This is a genomic window from Pseudomonas sp. LPB0260, assembly GCF_013388395.1.
Map to the genome: position 1 here is coordinate 4125262 of NZ_CP058247.1, position 22025 is coordinate 4147286.

Genomic DNA, 22025 nt, shown 5'->3' on the forward strand with positions numbered 1-22025 from the left:
CCTGATGAGCCCAGCCGAAGTACACGCCGACAGCATCGTCATCGACGGCCTGATCATTGCCAAGTGGAACCGTGAACTGTTCGAAGACATGCGCAAGGGCGGCCTGACTGCGGCCAACTGCACCGTCTCGGTCTGGGAGGGCTTCCAGGCCACCGTCAACAGCATCACCGCCAGCAACAAGCTGATTCGCGAGAACAGCGACCTGGTCATCCCGGTGCGCACCACCGCCGACATCCACGCGGCCAAGGCCCAGGGCAAGACCGGCATCCTCTACGGTTTCCAGAACGCCCACGCGTTCGAGGACCAGATCGGCTACGTCGAGGTGTTCAAGCAGCTCGGCGTGGGCATCGTGCAGATGTGCTACAACACCCAGAACCTGATCGGCACCGGCTGCTACGAGCGCGACGGTGGCCTGTCCGGCTTCGGCCGCGAGATCGTCGCCGAGATGAACCGGGTCGGCATCATGTGCGACCTGTCCCACGTCGGCAGCAAGACCAGCGAGGAAGTCATCCTCGAGTCGAAGAAGCCGGTGTGCTACTCGCACTGCCTGCCGTCCGGCCTGAAAGAGCACCCGCGCAACAAGTCCGACGAGGAACTGAAGTTCATCGCCGACCACGGCGGTTTCGTCGGCGTGACCATGTTCGCGCCGTTCCTGGCCAAGGGCATCGACTCGACCATCGACGACTACGCCGAGGCCATCGAGTACGTGATGAACATCGTCGGCGAAGACGCCATCGGCATCGGCACCGACTTCACCCAGGGCCATGGCAAGGAATTCTTCGAATACCTGACCCACGACAAGGGCTACGCCCGCCGCCTGACCAACTTCGGCAAGATCGTCAACCCGCTGGGTATCCGCACCGTCGGCGAGTTCCCCAACCTGACCGAGACCCTGCTCAAGCGCGGCATGTCCGAGCGCACCGTGCGCAAGGTCATGGGCGAGAACTGGGTGCGGGTGCTCAAGGACGTCTGGGGCGAGTAAGCCCTCCTCTACTACTTACCGCCCCTCTTCCCACGGGAGAGGGGCCAGACCACAGAATTCTGGAGTTAGAAGATCATGGCAAAACACGCCCCTGAAATGCCCATCGAAGTCGACAGCGAAACCGGCGTCTGGACCACCGACGCCCTGCCGATGCTCTACGTACCGCGGCATTTCTTCGTCAACAACCACATCGGCATCGAGGAAGTGCTGGGCGCCGAAGCCTATGCCGAGATCCTCTACAAGGCCGGCTACAAGTCCGCCTGGCACTGGTGCGAGAAGGAAGCCGAGTGCCATGGCCTGTCCGGCGTGGCGGTGTTCGAGCACTACATGAAGCGCCTGTCGCAGCGCGGCTGGGGCCTGTTCAAGATCCAGTCGATCGACCTCGACAAGGGCACCTGCGAAGTGCGCCTGGACCACTCCGCCTTCGTCTACGTCTACGGCCAGTGCGGGCGCAAGGTCGACTACATGTTCACCGGCTGGTTCGCCGGCGCCATGGACCAGATTCTGCAGGCCCAGGGCAGCAGCATCCGCACCGTCGCCGAACAGGTCTACGGCGCTTCGGAAGAAGGCCACGACCACGGTCTCTTTGTCGTCAAGCCGCTCTAAATCGAGGAACGAGTCATGGCCTTCGAAGCAATGTTCCAGCCGATCCAGATCGGCAAACTGACCATCCGTAACCGTATCGTGTCCACCGCCCACGCCGAAGTCATGGCCACCGATGGCGGCATGACCACCGAGCGCTACGTCAAGTACTACGAAGAGAAGGCCAAGGGCGGCATCGGCCTGGCCATCTGCGGCGGCTCCTCGGTGGTCTCCATCGACAGCCCACATAGTTGGTGGAGCTCGGTGAACCTGTCCACCGACCGGATCATCCCGCACTTCCAGAATCTGGCCGACGCCATGCACAAGCATGGCGCCAAGATCATGATCCAGATCACCCACATGGGCCGTCGCACGCGCTGGGATGGTTTCGACTGGCCGACCCTGATGTCGCCGTCCGGCATCCGCGAGCCCGTGCACCGCGCCACCTGCAAGACCATCGAGGTCGAGGAAATGTGGCGCATTATCGGCGACTTCGCCAAAGCTGCGGGGCGGGCCAAGGCCGGCGGCCTGGACGGCGTCGAGCTGTCCGCCGTGCACCAGCACATGATCGACCAGTTCTGGTCGCCGCGCGTGAACAAGCGTACCGACGAATGGGGCGGCACCTTCGAGGGCCGCATGAAGTTCGGCCTGGAAGTGCTCAAGGCCGTGCGCAAGGAAGTTGGCGACGACTTCTGCGTGGGCCTGCGTATCTCCGGCGACGAGTTCCACCCGGACGGCCTGTCCCACGAGGACATGAAGCAGATCGCCAAGTACTACGATGACACCGGCCTGCTCGACTTCATCGGCGTGGTTGGTTCTGGCGCCGATACCCACAACACCCTGGCCAACGTCATCCCGAACATGAGCTACCCGCCGGAGCCGTTCCTGCACCTGGCGGCCGGCATCAAGGAAGTGGTCAAGGTCCCGGTGCTGCACGCACAGAACATCAAGGACCCGAACCAGGCCACCCGTATCCTCGAGGGCGGCTACGTCGACATGGTCGGCATGACCCGCGCGCACATCGCCGACCCGCACCTGATCGCCAAGATCAAGATGGGCCAGATCGACCAGATCAAGCAGTGCGTCGGCGCCAACTACTGCATCGACCGCCAGTACCAGGGCCTGGACGTGCTGTGCATCCAGAACGCCGCGACCAGCCGTGAGTACATGGGGTTGCCGCACATCATCGAGAAGAGCACCGGGCCCAAGCGCAAGGTCGTCGTCGTCGGTGGTGGCCCGGCCGGTATGGAAGCCGCTCGCGTGGCGGCCGAGCGTGGCCACGACGTGACCCTGTTCGAGAAGAAGGATGCGCTGGGCGGGCAGATCACCACGGCCTCCAAGGCACCGCAGCGCGACCAGATCGCCGGCATTACCCGCTGGTACCAGCTGGAGCTGGCTCGCCTCAACGTCGACCTGCGCCTGGGTACTGCCGCGGACGTGGCGACCATCCAGGACCTGCGCGCGGACATCATCGTGCTGGCCAACGGCGGTCATCCGTTCCTCGAGCAGAACGAACACTGGGGCTCGGAAGAAGGCCTGGTGGTGAGCGCCTGGGACGTGCTCGACGGCAAGGTCGCACCGGGCAAGAACGTGCTGGTGTACGACACCATCTGCGAGTTCACCGGCATGTCGGTGGCCGACTTCCTCGCCGACAAGGGCGCCCAGGTCGAGATCGTCACCGACGACATCAAACCGGGCGTGGCCATGGGCGGCACCTCGTTCCCGACCTTCTACCGCAGCATGTACCCGAAAGAAGTGATCATGACCGGCGACATGATGCTGGAAAAGGTCTATCGCGAGGGCGACAAGCTGGTGGCAGTGCTGGAGAACGAATACACCGGCGCCAAGGAAGAGCGTGTGGTCGACCAGGTGGTGGTGGAGAACGGCGTGCGTCCGGACGAAGGCCTCTACTACGCGCTGAAGGAAGGCTCGCGCAACAAGGGCCAGATCGACGTCGAGGCACTGTTCGCGATCAAGCCGCAGCCATGCCTGAGCGAGGCCGGCGACGGCTACCTGCTGTTCCGCATCGGTGACTGCGTGGCTCAGCGCAACACCCACGCGGCGATCTACGACGCGCTGCGCCTGTGCAAGGACTTCTAAACCTGCACGCATGACTCCCTCTCCCCCAGGGAGAGGGCGGGGGTCGGGGGTTCTGGCAGGCATTGCCAGAGCCCCTCGGCCTATCCCTCTCCCCGCCGGGGCGAGGTGACTGGATTGACGCCGCTCTCAGGTCCCGGCAAGGAGACCAAACGATGTTGAACACCATTCTCCCCATTCTGCTGTTTGCCGCGCTGGCCCTGGCCGTGCTCGGCGCAGCCAAGCGCTTCCTGATGTGGCGCCGCGGCAAGCCGGCCCAGGTCGACTGGATCGGTGGCCTGCTGGCCATGCCCCGTCGCTACCTGGTCGACCTGCACCACGTGGTCGAGCGCGACAAATACATGTCCAAGACCCACGTGGCCACGGCCGGCGGCTTCGTCCTGGCCGCCGTGCTGGCGATCCTGGTGCACGGTTTCGGCCTGCACAGCAAGATCCTCGGCTTCGCCCTGCTGGCCGCCACGGTGCTGATGTTCGTCGGCGCGCTGTTCGTCGCCAAGCGCCGCAAGAATCCCCCGGCGCGCCTGTCCAAGGGCCCGTGGAACCGCCTGCCGAAGAGCCTGCTGATGTTCTCGGTGAGCTTCTTCATTGCCACCCTGCCGGTGGCCGGCATCCTCCCGGCCGATTTCGGCGGCTGGATCCTCGCCCTCATCCTCGCCGTCGGCGTGGCCTGGGGCGTGTCCGAGCTGTTCCTCGGCATGACCTGGGGCGGGCCGATGAAGCACGCCTTCGCCGGTGCCCTGCACCTGGCCTGGCACCGCCGCGCCGAGCGCTTCGGCGGCGGTCGCTCCACCGGGCTCAAGCCGCTCAACCTGGACGATGTCAAAGCACCGCTGGGCGTGGAAAAACCCACCGACTTCACCTGGAACCAGCTGCTCGGCTTCGACGCCTGCGTGCAGTGCGGCAAGTGCGAGGCGGTCTGCCCGGCCTTCGCCGCCGGCCAGCCGCTGAACCCGAAGAAGCTGATCCAGGACATGGTCATCGGCCTGGCCGGCGGCACCGACGCCAAGTTCGCCGGCAGCCCCTACCCGGGCATCCCGGTGGGCGAGCACGGCGGCGGTCCGCACCAGCCGATCGTGGTCCAGGGCGGCAAGGGCCTGGTCGAGGCCGACACCCTGTGGTCCTGCACCACCTGTCGCGCCTGCGTCGAGGAGTGCCCGATGATGATCGAGCACGTCGACGCCATCGTCGACATGCGCCGCCACCTGACCCTGGAAAAAGGCGCCACGCCGAACAAGGGCGCCGAGGTGCTGGACAACCTGATCGCCACCGACAACCCCGGCGGCTTCGCCCCGGGCGGCCGCCTGAACTGGGCCGCCGACCTCAACCTGGCGCTGATGAGCGAGAAGAAGGAAGCCGAGGTGCTGTTCTGGGTCGGTGATGGCGCCTTCGACATGCGCAACCAGCGCACCCTGCGCGCCTTCGTCAAGGTCATGAAGGCCGCCAACGTCGACTTCGCCGTGCTCGGCCTGGAAGAGCGCGACAGCGGCGACGTGGCCCGACGCCTGGGCGACGAGGCGACCTTCCAGCAGCTGGCCAAGCGCAACATCGCCACCATGAGCCAGTACCGCTTCAAGAAGATCGTCACCTGCGATCCGCACAGCTTCCACGTGCTGAAGAACGAGTACGGCGCCCTCGGCGGCCACTACCAGGTACTGCACCACAGCACCTACATGGAAGAACTGATCAGCGGCCAGCAACTCAGCCTCGGCCAGCACAAGGGCGGCAGCGTCACCTACCACGACCCATGCTACCTGGGCCGCTACAACGGCGAGTATGAGGCGCCGCGCGCCGTGCTCAAGGCCATCGGTATCGAAGTGAAGGAAATGGAACGCTCCGGCTTCCGCTCGCGTTGCTGCGGCGGTGGCGGCGGCGCGCCGATCACCGACATCCCCGGCAAGCAGCGGATTCCCGACATGCGCATGGTCGACATCAAGGAGACCGGCGCCGAGCTGGTGGCCGTGGGCTGCCCGCAGTGCACCGCCATGCTCGAAGGCGTGGTCGAACCGCGGCCGCAGATCAAGGACATCGCCGAGCTGGTCGCCGACGTGCTGCTGGAGACACCCGCCCCGGCCAAGCAGCCGGCGCCCGCCAAGCCTGAAGCCCTGGAGGTGCATTGATGAGCGACATTATCCGCCGCGATCCCCGCGCCGAATGGATCGCCCGCAACCGCCTGCATCCGCTGCACGCGGCCATGCAGGTGGCGCAGACCAGCTGGATGGGGCCTAACGGCGTCATCCGCAAGAACCCCCATGCGGTCGGCTTTATCGGCCCCAACGGCATCAAGCGCATCGACCGCAGCGGCGCCCAGCAGGGCGGCAGCCAGAAGCGCGTAACGGCCAGCGCCGAGGTCCAGCTGCCGCTGCACGTGGTCGAGCAGCCGGCGTTCTACATCGCCGTGGTCCCGGACATGGTCGGCGGCCGCCTGTCGGCCCATGACAAGGACCTGCTCGGCCTGGCCCACAAGCTGGCCAGCGACGGCGGCGCGGTGGTGGCCGTGGTATTCGGCGAGCACAAGGAAGGCGCCTTCGATACCGCCGGCGTCGATCGCCTGCTGCTGATCGACGGCGAGGCCTTCGATGGCTACGCCCCGGAGCAGCGCGTACTGGCCCTCAGCGCCGTGGAAAGCCAGCTGTCGCCACGCCACTGGCTGCTGCCCGACAGCCGCACCGGTGGCGGCGAACTCGGCCGGCGTCTGGCCGCCAAGCTCGGCGAGCGTCCGGCCACCCGCGTCTGGCAGGTTGCCGACGGCCAGTGCATCGGCCGTGCCGGTGCCGGCCAGCAGGACCTGGTGCGCCCGGCGCCGCGGCTGATCCTGGCCGCCGCCGAGTGCGCCGAGCCGGTCAGCGACACCCGCCACGAGGCCCGAGCGCTGGAACTGGAGGGCAAGATCGCCCACAGCCTGCCGCGCATCGAAGACCTCGGCGCGGTGGCCGTCGACCCGGCCCTGATCCCCATGGCCGAGGCCGAGTTCATCCTCTCCGGCGGCAACGGGGTCAAGGACTGGCAGCAGTTCCACCAGGCCGCCCAGGTCCTCGGCGCCACAGAAGGCGCCTCGCGCGTGGCAGTGGACGACGGCTTCATGCCGCGCAACCGCCAGGTCGGCGCCACCGGTACCTGGGTCACCGCGCGGGTCTACCTGGCGGTGGGCATCTCCGGCGCCATCCAGCACCTGCAGGGCATCGGTGCCTGCGACAAGGTGGTGGCGGTGAACATGGACCCGGGCTGCGACATGATCAAGCGCGCCGACCTGTCGGTGATCGGCGACTCGGCGCAGATCCTTGCGGCGCTGATGGACAAGGTCCACGCCTATCGCCAGGGAGGTGCCCGTGATGCGGCCTGACGCTCTCGCCGCCCGGACCTGCTCCGGGCCGTTCGAAACTATTTCCCGGACTCGTTCCGGGCTGCGGGTGTGCCATGACTGACTTGAACATCATCACCCTGGTCTCGGTCGGCGCCCACCCGACCTCGGGCCGCGCCCGCCGCGCCGAGCAGGACTCGCGCGCCGTCGAGCTGGGCCTGCGCCTGGCCGGCGACAAGCTGCAGGTGCTGCACGCCGGCGATCCCCAGGAAGAGGCGCTGCGCGCCTACCTGGGCATGGGCCTGGCGGAAATGGCGGTACTCGAACAACCCAAGCAGGCCGATGCCCTGCCGGTGCTGACCCGCTACCTGCAGGAGGCCGGCGCCCAACTGGTGCTGACCGGCAGCCAGGCGGAAACCGGCGAAGGCTCGGGGCTGCTGCCCTTCCTCCTGGCCGAGCGCCTGGGCTGGCCCCTGGTGGTCGGCCTGGCCGAGGTGGAGAAGGTCGAGAATGGCGTGGCCCAGGTGCTGCAAGCCCTGCCCCGCGGCCAGCGGCGCCGCCTGCGGGTGCGCCTGCCGTTCCTCGCCTGCGTCGACAACGCCGCCCCGACCGCGCGCCAGAGCGCCTTCGGCCCGGCCCGTCGCGGCCAGCTGCGCGCCGAGGACGTGACCATCATCGAGGACAACCTGCTCGCCGAAGCCCAACTGCAGCCGGCCCGCCCGCGGCCCAAGCGGCTCAAGGTGATCAAGGCCAAGACCGGCGCCGAACGGATGAAGGCGGCCACGGCCAAGGCATCCGGCGGCGGCGGCAAGGTGCTCAAAGATGTCTCGCCACAGGAAGGCGCCGAGGCTATCTTCAAGCTTCTGATTGAAGAAGGGGTGCTGCGCTAAGGCGCGGCACCGGCCGTTAAACCGACGGAGCATAGCGAGCCATGATGCATGCCGACCTGATCGACCAAGAGGACTTCCGCGACCGCCTGGTGGCGCTGGGCCTCTCCATTCCGCCCGGCGTCAGCGCCGAGCAGGCCTGCGAGTACGCGGTTCAGGGCCTCAGCCCGGACCGCGCGCAGGCCCTGCGCCGGCTGGTCGAGGAGCTGCTGGGCGGCAACGCCACCCTGCTGCCGACCGTGCGCGAGGCGATCTCCCGCCACCTGCTGCCAGCCCTGGTGCCGCGCTGAGACGCAACTGCCGGGCATGAAAAAGGGGCGCATCGAGCGCCCCTTTTTTCTGCCTGCGGTCAGACCGGGCGGTTGGGGTACAGGCGTACGCTGGCGAAGGTCGATTCGCCCTGGGCGCGGGTCAGCGCGGTCATGGCGGTGGACGAGGACGGGCGCATCAGGTCCTCCGGCATCGGCACCAGGGCCACCACGTTGCTGGAGGTCTGGCCGGCGCGCTCATCGCGAGGCGGAATGCCGAAGTACTCGCGGTAGCACTTGGAGAAGTGCGGGGTGGAGACGAAGCCGCACACCGAGGCGACTTCGATGATCGACATCGAGGTCTGCTTTAGCAACTGGCGTGCACGGATCAACCGCAGCTTCAGGTAGTAGCGCGACGGCGAGCAGTGCAGGTACTTCTGGAACAGGCGCTCGAGCTGGCGGCGCGACACGTCGACGTAGCAGGCCAGCTCGTCGAGGTCGATCGGCTCTTCCAGGTTGGCTTCCATCAGCGCGACGATCTCCTGCAGCTTCGGCTGGTTGGTGCCGAGCATGTGCTTGAGCGGCACGCGCTGGTGATCCTGCTCGTTGCGGATGCGCTCGTAGATGAACATCTCGGAGATTGCCGCGGCCAGTTCGCGGCCGTGCTCGCGGCCGATCAGGTGCAGCATCATGTCCATCGGCGCGGTGCCGCCGGACGAGGTGCAGCGGGTGCGGTCGATGGAAAACAGGCGGGTGCTGATGGCGGCGCGGGGGAAGGCCTCCTGCATCGCCGCGAGGAATTCCCAGTGCACGCTGCAGTCGAAGCCGTCGAGCAGGCCGGCCTTGGCCAGCGCCCAGCTGCCGGTGCACACACCGCCGAGCTGGAGACCGTGACGGCCCTGCACCTGCAGCCAGTGCAGGTGCTCGCGAGTGACGCTGTGCTGGATATCCACGCCGCCGCAGACGATCACCGCGTCCAGCGCCGGGGCATTGTCCAGGCCGGCATCAGGGGTGATCTGCAGGCCATCGCTGGCGCTTACCGGCAGGCCGCTCTGGGTCAGGGTGTACCAGCGATACAACTCCTTGCCGGAGAGCTGGTTGGCCATGCGCAAGGGTTCCACGGCCGAAGCCAGGGAAATCAGGGTGAAGTTGTCCAGTAGCAGGAAACCAATGGACTGAGGAACACGGTTCTGGGGCTGGGCCCCTTGGTTGGACTGCGACATCAGAGAAACCCTCACGCTGAGCACGTATTCGAGCCTTCGTGGCGAGGCTCTTCATTGATCTTGTTGTTCTGGTATGTGACATACCCAGACCGGTATGAATCACAAGGCAAACGCCGTGCCTAATTTGATTGTCTGTTCAATAAAAAATGAACAACATCCAATCCACGTGCCATTCAGCCTTCCCAAGAGCGACAGAATCATCCTACCTGCGACGGCAAATGCTCAGACGCCCGAGCGCCTGAGCATTTCAGTAGCACTGCGGGTGCGACAGATTGTCACCCCAGCCTTCCGTCTGGTAACACCGGTAACAGACCAACGGTCCGGCAATTGACCCAGCGGTCGCTTCAGATTAGCCGAGAAGCGACCGGCGGCACGCCCCGAAATCGGGCGCAGTGGCTGTTGCCACGCACCAGAAAGGGCAGCGGCAGCGACCGCTCCGCTGCCTTGATACTAGTCGCGCACAGACCCTTCGCGACTCAACACTCGACCGCGCTGACCGCCAGGCCACCGCGCGAGGTTTCCTTGTACTTGTCGTGCATGTCGGCACCGGTATCGCGCATGGTGCGGATCACCCGGTCGAGCGAGATGAAGTGCTCGCCGTCGCCGCGCAGGGCCATCTGTGCGGCGTTGATCGCCTTCACCGCGGCGATCGCGTTGCGCTCGATGCACGGCACCTGGACCAGGCCGCCGACCGGGTCGCAGGTCAGCCCGAGGTTGTGCTCCAGGCCGATCTCGGCGGCGTTCTCCAGCTGCTCCGGGGTGGCGCCGAGGATCTCCGCCAGGCCCGCGGCGGCCATGGCGCAGGCCGAGCCGACCTCGCCCTGGCAGCCCACTTCGGCGCCGGAGATCGAGGCGTTCTTCTTGCACAGGATGCCCACGGCCGCGGCCGCCAGCAGGTAGTCGACCACGTCGGCCTCGCTCACCGCCGGGCTGAAGCGCACGTAGTAGTGCAGCACCGCCGGGATGATCCCGGCCGCGCCATTGGTCGGCGCGGTGACCATGCGCCCGCCGGCGGCGTTTTCCTCGTTCACCGCCAGGGCGAACAGGTTGACCCACTCCATGCCGCTCAGGGTCGAGCCGATCACGTTGGGCTTGCTCATCTCCTGCAGGCTGCGGTGCAGCTTGGCGGCGCGGCGCTTGACGTTGAGGCCGCCGGGCAGGATGCCCTCGTGCTTCAGGCCGTTGTCCACGCAGTCGCGCATGGCCTGCCACAGGCGCATCAGGCCGGCGCGGATCTCCGCCTCGCTGCGCCAGGCCTTCTCGTTCTCCATCATCAACTGCGACACGCGCAGGCCGTGCTGCTTGCACAGGCTCAGCAGCTCGGCGGCGCTGTTGAAGTCGTAGGGCAGCCGGGTGCTGTCCTGATCCAGCTGGCCGGCGGCGGCCTGTTCGGCGTCGACCACGAAGCCGCCGCCGATCGAGTAATAGGTGTCAGCGTGCAGCTCGCGGCCTTCGCCGCAGAACGCCGTCAGCGTCATGGCATTGGGGTGGTACGGCAGGTTCTCCTCCAACAGCAGCATGTCGCGCTGCCAGTCGAAGGCCACCGCCAGGCGCCCGTCCAGCTGCAGCTGGCCGCTGGCGCGCAGCGCCTCGATACGCGGAGCGATCTGGCTCGGGTCGATGCTGTCGGGCCACTCGCCCATCAGGCCCATGATCACCGCGGTGTCGCTGCCGTGACCGACCCCGGTGGCCGACAGCGAACCGTACAGGCGCACTTCGATACGACCCACGCGCTCGAGCAGGCGACGCTCGCGCAGGGCGCCGACGAACAGCGCCGCGGCGCGCATGGGGCCGACGGTATGGGAGCTGGAAGGCCCGATACCGATCTTGAACAGGTCGAACACACTAATAGCCACGACAATCTCCTGAACGGGGTGCTGCAATGCCGCCATCATCAAGATTTCGCCAGCACTCAGGAGTCCCATACCGACTCGCCTGTGTCCAAATCCGTCAGCCCTCGAACGGGACTGCCCGACGGGCCGTCCGGCAAGCGTGATCCAGTGCGCATTTCTCTCCATGAGCCATGCGATCCGCGACAAAATCGTTCCGTATGCGACTTCGCGCATAGGCACCAACCAACTTCCGGCGCCATGATCCAGGCGCCCATGCGCCGGCCGGCAACCCATCGCGTGCCTCGCCCAGGGCCACACGCCCCGCCCGTCCCGGAGCGGCAGGGAATCCGTCAACGGTGACTTGGATATGCCCATGACCCGATACAAGAGCTTTCTCCTGGCGGCCGCGCTGAGCACGCCGTTGCTGGCCCAGGCGGCCGATCCCGCGGCCTGCGACCGGGTGCGCCTGGCCGATGTCGGCTGGACCGATCTGATCGTGACCAACGCCGTCACCCGTCTGCTGCTCAGCGAACTGGGCTACCGCACGCAGATCAAGCGCCTGTCCGTGCCGGAGACCTACGACGCCCTGCGCAACAATGACCTCGATGTATTCCTCGACCTGTGGATGCCCAGCTCGGAAAAGGGCATACGCCCCTATCTGGATGACGGCTCGATCGAGCTCATCGCGGTCAACCTGGAAGGCGCCAAGTACACCCTGGCGGTCAACCAGGCCGGCTTCGACGCGGGGATCAGGAGCTTCGAGGACATCGCCAAGTTCAAGAAAGCCCTGGGCGGCAAGATCCACGGCATCGAGCCGGGCAACAGCGCCAACAAGACGATCCAGCAGATGATCGAGAAGAATGCCTTCGATCTCAGCGACTTCAAGCTGGTGGAGTCCAGCGAATCGGACATGATCCTGCACGTCAAACGCGCCGACCACCTCGGCAAAGCGGCGGTGTTCCTCGGCTGGGAGCCGCACCCGATGAACAACCAGCTGAAGATGAACTACTTGCCCGGCGGCGACGACTACTTCGGCCCCAACCTGGGCGGCGCCACCGTCTACACCGCGGTGCGCAAGGACTACGCCAGCCAGTGTCCGAACCTCGGCCGACTGCTGAAGAATCTGCGCTTCAGCCTGCAGATGGAGAACGATCTGATGGAAGCCATTCTCAACCAGAACACCACCCCCAGGCGCGAAGCCAAGGCCTGGTTGAAAGCCAACCCGCAGGTGCGTGCGCAATGGCTACAGGGCGTCAGCAAGCGCGACGGCAGCCCGATTAGCAGCGGCCAGCCGTAGTTAATTTCGAACACCCGAACCTCCCCCCGAGCCCCCGTCATACGGAGCCTCCACCCCGGAACAGGGCCTTCCGACCGCGCCCGGCGCGGTCGGCAGCCTTGGCCAAAGGGCCATCGAGTCTGTTAAGGTTTTTTTAGGCAGACAGCATGTCGTCGCCCAACACGTCGACGTCGCAAACCGATAATTGCGACGTCTCGAAGCCTATATCGTTGAGTCAGCCGATCTCGTCGCTGTCTTCTCCCCCGAGGGAGCTGGCAGACCGGAGCCCCACCGCTCTGGACCGAAAAAGATAAGCGCTGGCACCCCTACTTAGGCGCCGGCCTAACAAGAAAATTCGGATGCACGCGCATCTCGATGTTGAGATGTGATTTCCCAAAGGATTGGGCTTCGTAACACTGCCAGAGGGTTTGGAAAGCAGTTTGCAGCACGGCACAGCAAGGTTCACTCACCCACGCACTCGAGTAGCGCCCACGGCCATGGCCGGTGGAGCGACACCCCGATGGCGTCCGAGTACCCCGCCCCATCGTTCTGCAGCCTGTTGTCCAAACCCGGAAATCATGACCACCCACACAGGCAAGAACAGTCGGCATCACCTGACGAATGGCCCGAGGGCGCTCATCAGGTTCCATGTAGCTGGTCTGGATGTCTACTGAAGGGGAAACCTCCCATGAAGTCTGGAAAGATCGTCGTCGAGAACCTCTACAAGGTCTTCGGCCAAAACCCACAGGATGCCATCGACCTGCTCAAGCAGGGTTGGAGCAAGGACAAGATCCTTGCCGAGAAAGGCGCCGTCATCGGCGTCAGCGACGTGTCCTTCAGCGTCGAGGAGGGCGAGATCTTCGTCCTCATGGGCCTCTCGGGCTCGGGCAAGTCCACCCTGATCCGCCTGATCAACCGCCTCATCGAGCCCAGTGCCGGTGACGTCTACATCGACGGCCAGAACGTGGCCAAGATGGCCACCTCCGAGCTGGTCGACCTGCGTCGCCGCGACATGAGCATGGTCTTCCAGTCCTTCGCCCTGATGCCCTCGCGCAGCGTGCTGGACAACGCCGCCTTCGGCCTCGAGGTCGCAGGCGTCGGCCGCAAGGAGCGCGAGAAGCGCGCCATGGACGTGCTCGCCCAGGTCGGCCTGGACACCTTCGCCCACAAGTACCCCCATGAGCTGTCCGGCGGCATGCAGCAGCGCGTCGGCCTGGCCCGCGCCCTGGCGGTAGACCCCTCGATGATGATCATGGACGAGGCCTTCTCCGCCCTCGACCCGCTCAAGCGCCGCGAGATGCAGGACCTGCTGCTGGAGCTGCAGAAGACCCATCGGCGCACCATCATCTTCGTCTCCCACGATATCGAGGAGGCCATGCGCATCGGCAGCCGCATCGGCATCATGGAGGGCGGCAAGCTGATCCAGGTCGGCACCCCCCAGGAACTGGTCGACAGCCCGGCCAACGACTATGTGCGCAACTTCTTCGACACCGTCGACACCAACCGCTACCTCACCGCCGGCCAGCTCAAGGCCGACAGCGTGCCGCTCTACGTGCACAACGGCGTCGCCCCCGACGCCAACAAGGTGTGCAAGGAGCTGCAGGAGCTGGACAAGCACTACGCCTTCATCGTCGACGAGAACAAGCGTTTCTGCGGCTCCATCAGCCTGGAGAAGATCGCCCTGATGGTCGACGGCAACAGCCAGTGCGGCCTCGATCTCGACGTACTCAAGCGCATCGACCCGGTCCCCGAAGACATGCCGCTGGACCAGGTGATCGAACGCCTGGTGGACAACGAGGGGCCGATCCCGGTGATCGACGCCAACGGCCACTACAGCGGTGCCATCAGCAAGGGCCGCCTGCTGAATCGTATGCAGGGAGAATGACATGAGCGACAAGAAACTCGACCTGGGCAGCTGGGTCAACGATGTGGTCCAGCACCTGCTGGACAACTACAGCGGCGCCTTCGACAGCATCGGCAGCGTGGTCGCCGGTTTCTCCGAGGCCATCGAGGCCCTGCTGATGTTTCCGCCGGCCTGGCTGCTGATCGCCATCTTCGTCGGCCTCGGCCTGTGGCGCATCGGCGCGCGCTTCGCCGCCTTCACCGCGGTGTCGTTCATCCTCATCGTCATGACCGGCTTCTGGGAGCAGACCGTGGTCACCCTCGGCCTGACCTTCTCTTCGACCCTGATCAGCCTGCTGCTGGGCATCCCCCTGGGCATCTGGGCCGCGCGCAGCGAGCGGGTGGCCACCACCATCCGCCCGGTGCTGGACTTCATGCAGACCATGCCGGCGTTCGTCTACCTAATCCCGGCGGCCATGCTGTTCGGCCTCGGCCGCGTGCCGGGGATCATCGCCACGGTAATCTTCGCCATGCCGCCGGCCGTGCGCCTGACCAACCTGGGCATCCGCCAGGTCAACAAGGAGATCGTCGAGGCCGGCCAGTCCTTCGGCTGCACCGGCCGCCAGCTGCTGTTCAAGGTGCAGCTGCCCAACGCCATGCCGTCGATCATGGCCGGGGTCAACCAGACCATCATGATGGCCCTGTCGATGGTGATCATCGCCTCCATGGTCGGTGCCGGCGGCCTGGGCAATGACGTGCTGGCGAGCATCCAGCGCCTGGATATCGGTCTAGGCTTCGAGAGCGGCATGGCCGTGGTGTTGCTGGCGATCATTCTCGACCGCATCACCGAAAGTTTCGGGACCAAGCAGACTGAACCACGCAGCGGACTGATCAGCTGGGTGAGCGCGCGATTCCAGCGCCAGTGAACAGCACGCCTCTTAATTCATTCATACAGGGAGTCATTAATGAATAAGCTCAAGACCATCGCCGGCCTCGGCCTGCTGTCCTGCGCCCTGGTGCAGAACGCCTGGGCCCAGGAACCGGAAAGCTGCAAGCAGGTGCGTTTCGCCGAGATCGGCTGGGCCGACATCGCCGCCACCACCGGCGTCGCCATGACCCTGACCGAGGGCCTGGGCTACCAGCCGCGCAAGATCATGGCCTCGGTGCCGATCGCCTTCACCGGCGTGCAGAAAGGCCAGATCGACGTGTTCCTCGGCTACTGGGCGCCCTCCATGGACGCGGTGATCGAGCCCTTCGCCAAGGACGGTGGCGTCAAGGTGCTGCCGACGCCGAACCTGGAAGGCGCCAAGTACACCCTGGCGGTCCCCACCTACACCGCCGAAGCGGGCCTCAAGAGCTTCCAGGACATCGCCAAGTTCAAGGACGAGCTGGGCGGCAAGATCTACGGCATCGAGCCGGGCAACGACGGCAACCTGCTGATCGAGCAGATGATCAAGAACGACCAGTTCGGCATGGGCGGCTTCCGCATGGTCGAGTCCAGCGAGGCCGGCATGCTGGTCCAGGTGCAGCGCGCGGTGAAGAAGAAGGAGCCGGTGGTGTTCCTCGGCTGGGCCCCGCACCCGATGAACACCCAGTACGACATCACCTACCTGGCCGATGGCGATGACGTGTTCGGCCCGGACTACGGCGCGGCCAAGGTCTACACCGTGGTCACCCCGGACTACGAGGCGCGTTGTGCCAACGTCGGCAAGCTGCTGAACAACCTGCAGTTCAGCGTCGAGATCGAAAGCCAGCTGATGGAAAAAGTGCTGGAGAAGGAAGATCCGGTCGAAGTGGCGAAGAACTGGATCAAGGCCAACCCGGAAATGCTCGACAAGTGGCTGGCCGGTGTCACCACCTATGACGGCAAGGATGGCGTCGCCGCGGTCAAGCAGCACGTCGGCCTGTAAGGACCAGAGCCACGACCCGGTTCGTGGCTCGAAGACCAGCCGGTCGCCGGGGTTTCGCCCCGGCAACCGGCCGGCGCAGTACCCGCAATCAGAACGAGCCAGTAACACCAACAAGAACTGCAACTCACCCTGACGGAGTTACACCTATGCGCAAACTCAAGACCCTCCTCCAAGGCCTCGGCGCCGCCGCCCTGGCAGTCGGCATGTCCTCCGCCGTGGCCGCGGACAAGCCGACCCTGACCTTCGGTTTCGTCAACGGCTGGGACGACAGCGTCGCCACCAGCTACCTGGCCGCCGAAATCATGGAAAGCAAGCTCGGCTACGACGTCGAGCTCAAGCCCCTCGAGCCGGCCATCATGTGGCAGGGCGTAGCCCGCGGCGACATCGACGGCCTGCTCTCCGCCTGGCTGCCGGTGACCCACGGCGAGTATTACGCCAAGTTCAAGGACCAGCTCGAAGTGCTCGGCACCAACTACAACGACGCCAAGATCGGCCTGGTCGTGCCGGACTACGTCGAAGCCAAGAGCATCGCCGACCTGAACGCCACCAAGGCCGCCTACGACGGCAAGATCACCGGCATCGATGCCGGCGCCGGGATCATGCGCCGCACCGAGGAAGCCCTCGAGAAGTACAAGCTCGACTACAAGCTGATGCCGAGCTCCGGCCCGGCCATGGCCACCGCCCTGGCGCGCGCCATCAAGAAGAACGAAGCGATCGTGGTGCCGGGCTGGGTACCGCACTGGATGTTCGCCAAGTGGAAGCTGCGCTTCCTGGAAGACCCGATGGGCGTCTACGGCGAAGCTGAGCACGTCGACTCCGTGGTCAATCCAAGCTTCAAGGACAAGGCACCGGAAGCGGTCGCCTTCCTCAAGAAGTTCAACTGGACCAGCGAGGAAATCGGTGCGGTGATGCTGGCCATCCGCGACGGCGCCAAGCCGGAGCAGGCCGCCAAGGACTGGATCGCCGCCAACCCCGAGCGGGTCGAGTCCTGGCTGAAGTAAGCCACCTCAGCGATACAAAAAGCGGGCCTCGGCCCGCTTTTTTGTTTTTCCGTCCAGGCAGCTTCCCCCTGGCCTACCGCCCGTAACGGCGCGCGCCTTGAGGCGGCATCGACGCCAGGCCCAGGCCGCCGCCCATGAAAAGCCGCGCAAGCCGTGGCAGACTGTCCGCCACTCGGCGGCTCAGAGCCGGCATCCATTCGATAGAACAGACCCGGGAAGACCATGACCTGGAAAGTGTACTTATCCGGTGAAATCCATACCGACTGGCGCCAGCAGATCATCCAGGGCGCCGCAGCGCAGAGCCCGCAACAGGTGGTCGAACTGCTCAAGTACATAGTCGCCGAGGCCTAGCCGCGCTCTCGATCAACAGCTCGCTGCACGGGCTTTTCGGACGCCGCGCCACACATGTCCCCGGGCGACAATTCGTCTCCTAAAACGCGTTCTTTATTGATCGGTCAATAAAGAACGCCCTAGACTGCGTCCTTCCTCGCCAAGTCCCTGTCGCCGGAGAAACCGATGCCCAAGGTCGGAATGCAGCCGATCCGCCGCTCGCAGCTGATCGCCGCCACCCTCGAAGCCGTCGACCAGGTCGGCATGGGCGATGCCAGCATCGCCTATATCGCCCGCCTGGCCGGGGTGTCGAACGGCATCATCAGCCATTACTTCCAGGACAAGAACGGCCTGCTCGAGGCCACCATGCGCCACCTGATGCAGGCACTCAACCAGGCGGTGCGCCAGCGCCGCGCCAGCCTGCAGGACGACAGCCCGCGCTCGCACCTGCGGGCGATCATCGACAGCAACTTCGACGACAGCCAAGTCAACGGCCCGGCCATGAAGACCTGGCTGGCCTTCTGGGCCTCGAGCATGCACCACCCGGCCCTGCGCCGCCTGCAGCGGATCAACGACCATCGCCTGTATTCCAACCTCTGCGGCCAGTTCCACCGGCTCCTGCCGCAGCCCCAGGCCCGCGCCGCGGGCCGCGGCCTGGCGGCGCTGATCGACGGCCTGTGGCTGCGCGGGGCCCTGTCCGGCGAGGCCTTCGATACCCGCCAGGCGGTACAGATCGCCTACGACTACCTCGACCTGCAACTGGCCAAGGCCGATTCGCCCCCGGCCAGCCAGCCGGCGCGCACCAGCCGTCATCCGGCCAGCAGCCAGCACTGACGGCAAACCGGCCCCGCCGAACGGGCCGGCCCCGTATTTCAATTATTTCTCGCACCCCGCGAGGCCGTCTGCGCCGTCGCTTTCGGAGCAGGCTTTGTCGTTCCCGAACAGTTTTGTTGTTTGAGCGTTCAATAAAAATAAAGTAGGCTGGCTTCCACTTTGATCGGCGCGCATGGCCACAAGCATACCGCCGAGCCAGCCGGCCAGGGGCGACAAACCCGCCCGCCGGCCCTATCCAGATGCCAATCAAGAGGATTCGACCATGGCCCGATTCGACGAACAGAAGCTCTACATTGGTGGTCGCTACACCGACTCGAGCAGCGGCGCGAGCTTCGAGACCGTCAACCCGGCCAACGGCGAAGTGCTCGCCCAGGTGCAGCGCGCCGGCAAGGAAGACGTCGATCGCGCCGTCGCCAGCGCCACCGAGGGCCAGAAGGTCTGGGCGGCGATGACCGCCATGCAGCGCTCGCGCATCCTGCGCAAGGCCGTGGACATCCTCCGCCAGCGCAACGACGAGCTGGCCGCACTCGAGACCCTCGACACCGGCAAGCCGCTGTCCGAGACCCAGGCGGTCGACATCGTCACCGGTGCCGACGTGCTGGAGTACTACGCCGGCCTGATCCCGGCCCTGGAAGGCCAGCAGATCCCGCTGCGCGAATCGTCCTTCGTCTACACCCGCCGCGAGCCGTTGGGCGTGGTCGCCGGCATCGGCGCCTGGAACTACCCGATCCAGATCGCCCTGTGGAAGTCGGCCCCGGCCCTGGCCGCCGGCAACGCGATGATCTTCAAGCCGAGCGAAGTGACCCCGCTGTCGGTGCTCAAGCTGGCCGAGATCTATACCGAGGCCGGCCTGCCGGACGGCGTGTTCAACGTGCTCACCGGCAGCGGCCGCGAAGTCGGCCAGTGGCTGACCGAGCACCCGGGCATCGCCAAGGTCTCCTTCACCGGCGGCACCAGCACCGGCAAGAAGGTCATGGCCAGCGCCTCCGGCTCGACCCTCAAGGACGTGACCATGGAACTGGGCGGCAAGTCGCCGCTGATCATCTTCGAGGACGCCGACCTCAACCGCGCCGCCGACATCGCCATGATGGCCAACTTCTACAGCTCCGGTCAGGTCTGCACCAACGGCACCCGGGTGTTCATCCCGCGCAGTCTGCAGGCGCGTTTCGAGGCCAAGGTGCTCGAGCGCGTGCAGCGCATCCGCCTGGGCAACCCGGAAGATGCCAACACCAACTTCGGCCCGCTGGTCAGCTTCGCCCACATGGAAAGCGTGCTCGGCTACATCGAGACCGGTCGCAAGGAAGGCGCGCGCCTGCTCTGTGGCGGCCAGCGCGTGACCGACGGCGAATACGCCCGGGGCGCCTATGTCGCCCCGACCGTGTTCACCGACTGCCGCGACGAGATGACCATCGTGCGCGAGGAGATCTTCGGCCCGGTCATGAGCATCCTCGCCTACGACACCGAGGAAGAAGTGATCCGCCGCGCCAACGACACCGAGTACGGCCTGGCCGCCGGCCTGGTGACCCGCGACCTGGCCCGCGCCCACCGGGTCATCCACCAGCTGCAGGCCGGCATCTGCTGGATCAACGCCTGGGGCGAGTCGCCAGCGGAGATGCCGGTCGGCGGCTACAAGCAGTCCGGCGTCGGCCGCGAGAACGGCGTGGCCACCCTGGAGCACTACACCCAGGTCAAATCGGTGCAGGTGGAGCTGGGCGACTACGCCTCGGTGTTCTGAGCCCGATCGTAGGGGGACGGGTCGCGCAGCGGCCCGGTCCACCACACCACTGCAGATTCGCCATGGTGGATGAGGGCCCGGCCCAATCCACCCTACGCAGGAAGGTCCCATGTCCCAAGAATTCGACTACATCATCATCGGCGCCGGTTCGGCCGGCAACGTGCTGGCCACCCGCCTGACCGAGGATGCCGACGTCAGCGTGCTGCTGCTGGAAGCCGGCGGCCCCGACTACCGCCTCGACTTCCGCACCCAGATGCCCGCCGCCCTGGCCTTTCCCCTGCAGGGCCGGCGCTACAACTGGGCCTACGTCACCGACCCCGAGCCGCACATGAACAACCGCCGCATGGAGTGCGGCCGCGGCAAGGGCCTGGGTGGCTCCTCGCTGATCAACGGCATGTGCTACATCCGCGGCAACGCCCTGGACTACGACGGCTGGGCCAAGCTCGAGGGTCTGGAGGACTGGACCTACCTGGACTGCCTGCCCTACTTCCGCAAGGCCGAGAGCCGCGACATCGGCCCCAATGCCTACCACGGCGGCGACGGCCCGGTCAGCGTGACCACGCCGAAGACCGGCAACAACCCGCTGTTCCAGGCCATGATGGAAGCCGGGGTGCAGGCCGGCTACCCGCGCACCGACGACCTCAACGGCTACCAGCAGGAAGGCTTCGGTCCGATGGACCGCACCGTGACCCCCCAGGGCCGGCGTGCCAGCACCGCCCGCGGCTACCTGGACCAGGCCCGCGGCCGACCGAACCTGAAGATCATCACCCACGCCCTCACCGACCGCATCCTGTTCAGCGGCAAGCGCGCCATCGGCGTCGCCTACCTGCACGGCAACAGCGACACCCCGCTGACCGTGCATGCCCGCCGCGAGGTGCTGCTGTGCAGCGGCGCCATCGCCTCGCCGCAGATCCTCCAGCGCTCCGGAGTCGGCCCGGCCGCCCTGCTGCGCGACCTGGACATCCCGGTGGTGCACGAGCTGCCCGGCGTCGGCCAGAACCTCCAGGACCACCTGGAAATGTACCTGCAGTACGCCTGCAAGCAGCCGGTGTCGCTGTACCCGGCGCTGCAGTGGTGGAACCAGCCGAAGATCGGCGCCGAGTGGATGTTCCTCGGCAAGGGCACCGGCGCCAGCAACCAGTTCGAGGCCGGCGGTTTCATCCGCAGCAGCGAAGAGTTCGAGTGGCCGAACATCCAGTACCACTTCCTGCCGGTGGCGATCAATTACAACGGCAGCAATGCGGTCAAGGAACACGGCTTCCAGGCCCACGTCGGCTCCATGCGCTCGCCGAGCCGCGGCCGCGTCCACCTCAAGTCCAAGGACCCGCGCCAGCACCCGAGCATCCTGTTCAACTACATGGCCACCGAACAGGACTGGCGGGAGTTCCGCGACGGCATCCGCATCACCCGCGAGATCATGGCGCAGTCGGCACTCGACCCGTACCGCGGGCGCGAGCTGAGCCCCGGTGTCGACGTGAACAGCGACGCGGAACTGGACGCCTTCGTCCGTGAACATGCGGAAACCGCCTTCCATCCCTCGTGCTCCTGCAAGATGGGCGAGGACGACATGGCGGTGGTCGACGGCCAGGGCCGGGTGCACGGCATGGAAGGCCTGCGCGTGGTCGATGCCTCGATCATGCCGATCATCACCACCGGCAACCTCAACGCGCCGACCATCATGATGGCCGAGAAGATCGCCGACAAAATCCGCGGTCGCACCCCGCTGCCGCGCAGCACCGCGCCCTACTACGTCGCAGGCGGCGCCCCGGCGCGCCGGGCGGCCCAGCGCTAACCGGTCGCCCCGGCGACCTCGGTCGCGGCCAGCGCCCGCCGGCGCTGGCCGCGCCACCTCATCCCACAGCCACCGACACAGGCAAGCACTATCGATAGCACTCCACGCCCCCAGCCTCGCGCGCCGGGTTCCAGTAACTGAACTGAATTCTAATAA

The 22025-nt window shown here is 66.0% G+C and carries 18 protein-coding genes; 16 read left to right on the plus strand and 2 right to left on the minus strand.

Annotation, left to right across the window (positions count from 1 at the left end; all coding sequences use genetic code 11):
• The first annotated feature begins 4 nt into the window (after window positions 1-4).
• From LPB260_RS18420 to LPB260_RS18450, 7 genes are all read left to right on the plus strand, one after another.
• Entirely contained in the window at window positions 5-982 is a 978-nt protein-coding gene (locus LPB260_RS18420; RefSeq protein WP_208707246.1) for a dipeptidase, read from the plus strand.
• A gap of 75 nt (window positions 983-1057) precedes the next feature.
• Complete coding sequence (locus LPB260_RS18425; protein ID WP_208707247.1) at window positions 1058-1588, plus strand: 4-vinyl reductase; 531 nt, start codon at window positions 1058-1060, stop codon at window positions 1586-1588.
• A gap of 15 nt (window positions 1589-1603) precedes the next feature.
• Complete coding sequence (dgcA, locus tag LPB260_RS18430) at window positions 1604-3664, plus strand: NADH:flavin oxidoreductase (protein ID WP_208707248.1); 2061 nt, start codon at window positions 1604-1606, stop codon at window positions 3662-3664.
• A gap of 152 nt (window positions 3665-3816) precedes the next feature.
• A complete protein-coding gene (gene dgcB / locus LPB260_RS18435) occupies window positions 3817-5778 on the plus strand; it encodes a (Fe-S)-binding protein (protein WP_208707249.1) in 1962 nt (653 codons plus the stop codon).
• Window positions 5778-7001 carry an electron transfer flavoprotein subunit alpha/FixB family protein gene (locus LPB260_RS18440; RefSeq protein ID WP_208707250.1) on the plus strand — a complete coding sequence of 408 codons (1224 nt, stop codon included), beginning with the start codon at window positions 5778-5780 and terminating at the stop codon, window positions 6999-7001. The genes dgcB and LPB260_RS18440 overlap by 1 nt, the downstream gene beginning before the upstream one ends.
• 74 nt (window positions 7002-7075) lie before the next feature.
• A complete protein-coding gene (locus LPB260_RS18445; protein ID WP_208707251.1) occupies window positions 7076-7849 on the plus strand; it encodes an electron transfer flavoprotein subunit beta in 774 nt (257 codons plus the stop codon).
• A gap of 41 nt (window positions 7850-7890) precedes the next feature.
• Window positions 7891-8136 (plus strand): hypothetical protein, encoded by a 246-nt coding sequence (locus LPB260_RS18450; protein ID WP_208707252.1) that lies wholly within the window; start codon window positions 7891-7893, stop codon window positions 8134-8136.
• A 59-nt stretch (window positions 8137-8195) separates the two neighbouring features.
• On the opposite strand, the gene LPB260_RS18455 is transcribed toward LPB260_RS18450, so the two are convergent.
• Together LPB260_RS18455 and LPB260_RS18460 are read right to left on the minus strand one after the other, a co-directional pair.
• Window positions 8196-9317 (minus strand): GlxA family transcriptional regulator, encoded by a 1122-nt coding sequence (locus LPB260_RS18455; RefSeq protein WP_208707253.1) that lies wholly within the window; start codon window positions 9315-9317, stop codon window positions 8196-8198.
• 476 nt (window positions 9318-9793) lie between these two features.
• Window positions 9794-11173, minus strand: coding sequence for an L-serine ammonia-lyase (locus tag LPB260_RS18460; protein WP_208707254.1), 1380 nt, complete (start codon window positions 11171-11173; stop codon window positions 9794-9796).
• 349 nt (window positions 11174-11522) lie between these two features.
• Between LPB260_RS18460 and choX the strand changes: the two genes are divergently transcribed.
• The 9 genes from choX to betA all read left to right on the plus strand — a co-directional run bounded on the left by choX (window position 11523) and on the right by betA (window position 21869).
• On the plus strand, window positions 11523-12446 hold the full coding sequence (gene choX, locus LPB260_RS18465; RefSeq protein WP_208707255.1) for a choline ABC transporter substrate-binding protein: 924 nt from the start codon (window positions 11523-11525) through the stop codon (window positions 12444-12446).
• A gap of 667 nt (window positions 12447-13113) precedes the next feature.
• Window positions 13114-14310, plus strand: coding sequence for a glycine betaine/L-proline ABC transporter ATP-binding protein (locus LPB260_RS18470; protein WP_208707256.1), 1197 nt, complete (start codon window positions 13114-13116; stop codon window positions 14308-14310).
• 1 nt (window position 14311) lies between these two features.
• A complete protein-coding gene (locus LPB260_RS18475) occupies window positions 14312-15193 on the plus strand; it encodes a proline/glycine betaine ABC transporter permease (RefSeq protein ID WP_208707257.1) in 882 nt (293 codons plus the stop codon).
• A 39-nt stretch (window positions 15194-15232) separates the two neighbouring features.
• A complete protein-coding gene (locus tag LPB260_RS18480; RefSeq protein WP_208707258.1) occupies window positions 15233-16177 on the plus strand; it encodes a choline ABC transporter substrate-binding protein in 945 nt (314 codons plus the stop codon).
• Between the two features lie 146 nt (window positions 16178-16323).
• Window positions 16324-17178 (plus strand): glycine betaine ABC transporter substrate-binding protein, encoded by an 855-nt coding sequence (locus tag LPB260_RS18485; RefSeq protein ID WP_208707259.1) that lies wholly within the window; start codon window positions 16324-16326, stop codon window positions 17176-17178.
• Between the two features lie 222 nt (window positions 17179-17400).
• Window positions 17401-17529, plus strand: coding sequence for a YtoQ family protein (locus LPB260_RS28925; protein ID WP_218281503.1), 129 nt, complete (start codon window positions 17401-17403; stop codon window positions 17527-17529).
• A 165-nt stretch (window positions 17530-17694) separates the two neighbouring features.
• A complete protein-coding gene (gene betI / locus LPB260_RS18495) occupies window positions 17695-18342 on the plus strand; it encodes a transcriptional regulator BetI (protein WP_208707260.1) in 648 nt (215 codons plus the stop codon).
• Window positions 18343-18604: 262 nt separating this feature from the next.
• Entirely contained in the window at window positions 18605-20077 is a 1473-nt protein-coding gene (gene betB, locus LPB260_RS18500) for a betaine-aldehyde dehydrogenase (protein WP_208707261.1), read from the plus strand.
• A gap of 109 nt (window positions 20078-20186) precedes the next feature.
• Window positions 20187-21869, plus strand: coding sequence for a choline dehydrogenase (gene betA / locus LPB260_RS18505; RefSeq protein WP_208707262.1), 1683 nt, complete (start codon window positions 20187-20189; stop codon window positions 21867-21869).
• The last annotated feature ends 156 nt before the right edge of the window (window positions 21870-22025 follow it).

What these genes read in the sequence shown, in the direction of transcription:
- dgcB (WP_208707249.1), top strand. Translation starts at nt 3,817, where the DNA reads ATGTTGAACACCATTCTCCCCATTCTGCTGTTTGCCGCGCTGGCCCTG.
- LPB260_RS18425 (WP_208707247.1), top strand. Translation starts at nt 1,058, where the DNA reads ATGGCAAAACACGCCCCTGAAATGCCCATCGAAGTCGACAGCGAAACC.
- dgcA (WP_208707248.1), top strand. Translation starts at nt 1,604, where the DNA reads ATGGCCTTCGAAGCAATGTTCCAGCCGATCCAGATCGGCAAACTGACC.
- betB (WP_208707261.1), top strand. Translation starts at nt 18,605, where the DNA reads ATGGCCCGATTCGACGAACAGAAGCTCTACATTGGTGGTCGCTACACC.
- LPB260_RS18455 (WP_208707253.1), bottom strand. Translation starts at nt 9,317, where the DNA reads ATGTCGCAGTCCAACCAAGGGGCCCAGCCCCAGAACCGTGTTCCTCAG.
- betI (WP_208707260.1), top strand. Translation starts at nt 17,695, where the DNA reads ATGCCCAAGGTCGGAATGCAGCCGATCCGCCGCTCGCAGCTGATCGCC.
- LPB260_RS28925 (WP_218281503.1), top strand. Translation starts at nt 17,401, where the DNA reads ATGACCTGGAAAGTGTACTTATCCGGTGAAATCCATACCGACTGGCGC.
- LPB260_RS18475 (WP_208707257.1), top strand. Translation starts at nt 14,312, where the DNA reads ATGAGCGACAAGAAACTCGACCTGGGCAGCTGGGTCAACGATGTGGTC.
- LPB260_RS18450 (WP_208707252.1), top strand. Translation starts at nt 7,891, where the DNA reads ATGATGCATGCCGACCTGATCGACCAAGAGGACTTCCGCGACCGCCTG.
- LPB260_RS18420 (WP_208707246.1), top strand. Translation starts at nt 5, where the DNA reads ATGAGCCCAGCCGAAGTACACGCCGACAGCATCGTCATCGACGGCCTG.
- betA (WP_208707262.1), top strand. Translation starts at nt 20,187, where the DNA reads ATGTCCCAAGAATTCGACTACATCATCATCGGCGCCGGTTCGGCCGGC.
- LPB260_RS18445 (WP_208707251.1), top strand. Translation starts at nt 7,076, where the DNA reads ATGACTGACTTGAACATCATCACCCTGGTCTCGGTCGGCGCCCACCCG.
- LPB260_RS18480 (WP_208707258.1), top strand. Translation starts at nt 15,233, where the DNA reads ATGAATAAGCTCAAGACCATCGCCGGCCTCGGCCTGCTGTCCTGCGCC.
- choX (WP_208707255.1), top strand. Translation starts at nt 11,523, where the DNA reads ATGACCCGATACAAGAGCTTTCTCCTGGCGGCCGCGCTGAGCACGCCG.
- LPB260_RS18485 (WP_208707259.1), top strand. Translation starts at nt 16,324, where the DNA reads ATGCGCAAACTCAAGACCCTCCTCCAAGGCCTCGGCGCCGCCGCCCTG.
- LPB260_RS18470 (WP_208707256.1), top strand. Translation starts at nt 13,114, where the DNA reads ATGAAGTCTGGAAAGATCGTCGTCGAGAACCTCTACAAGGTCTTCGGC.
- LPB260_RS18440 (WP_208707250.1), top strand. Translation starts at nt 5,778, where the DNA reads ATGAGCGACATTATCCGCCGCGATCCCCGCGCCGAATGGATCGCCCGC.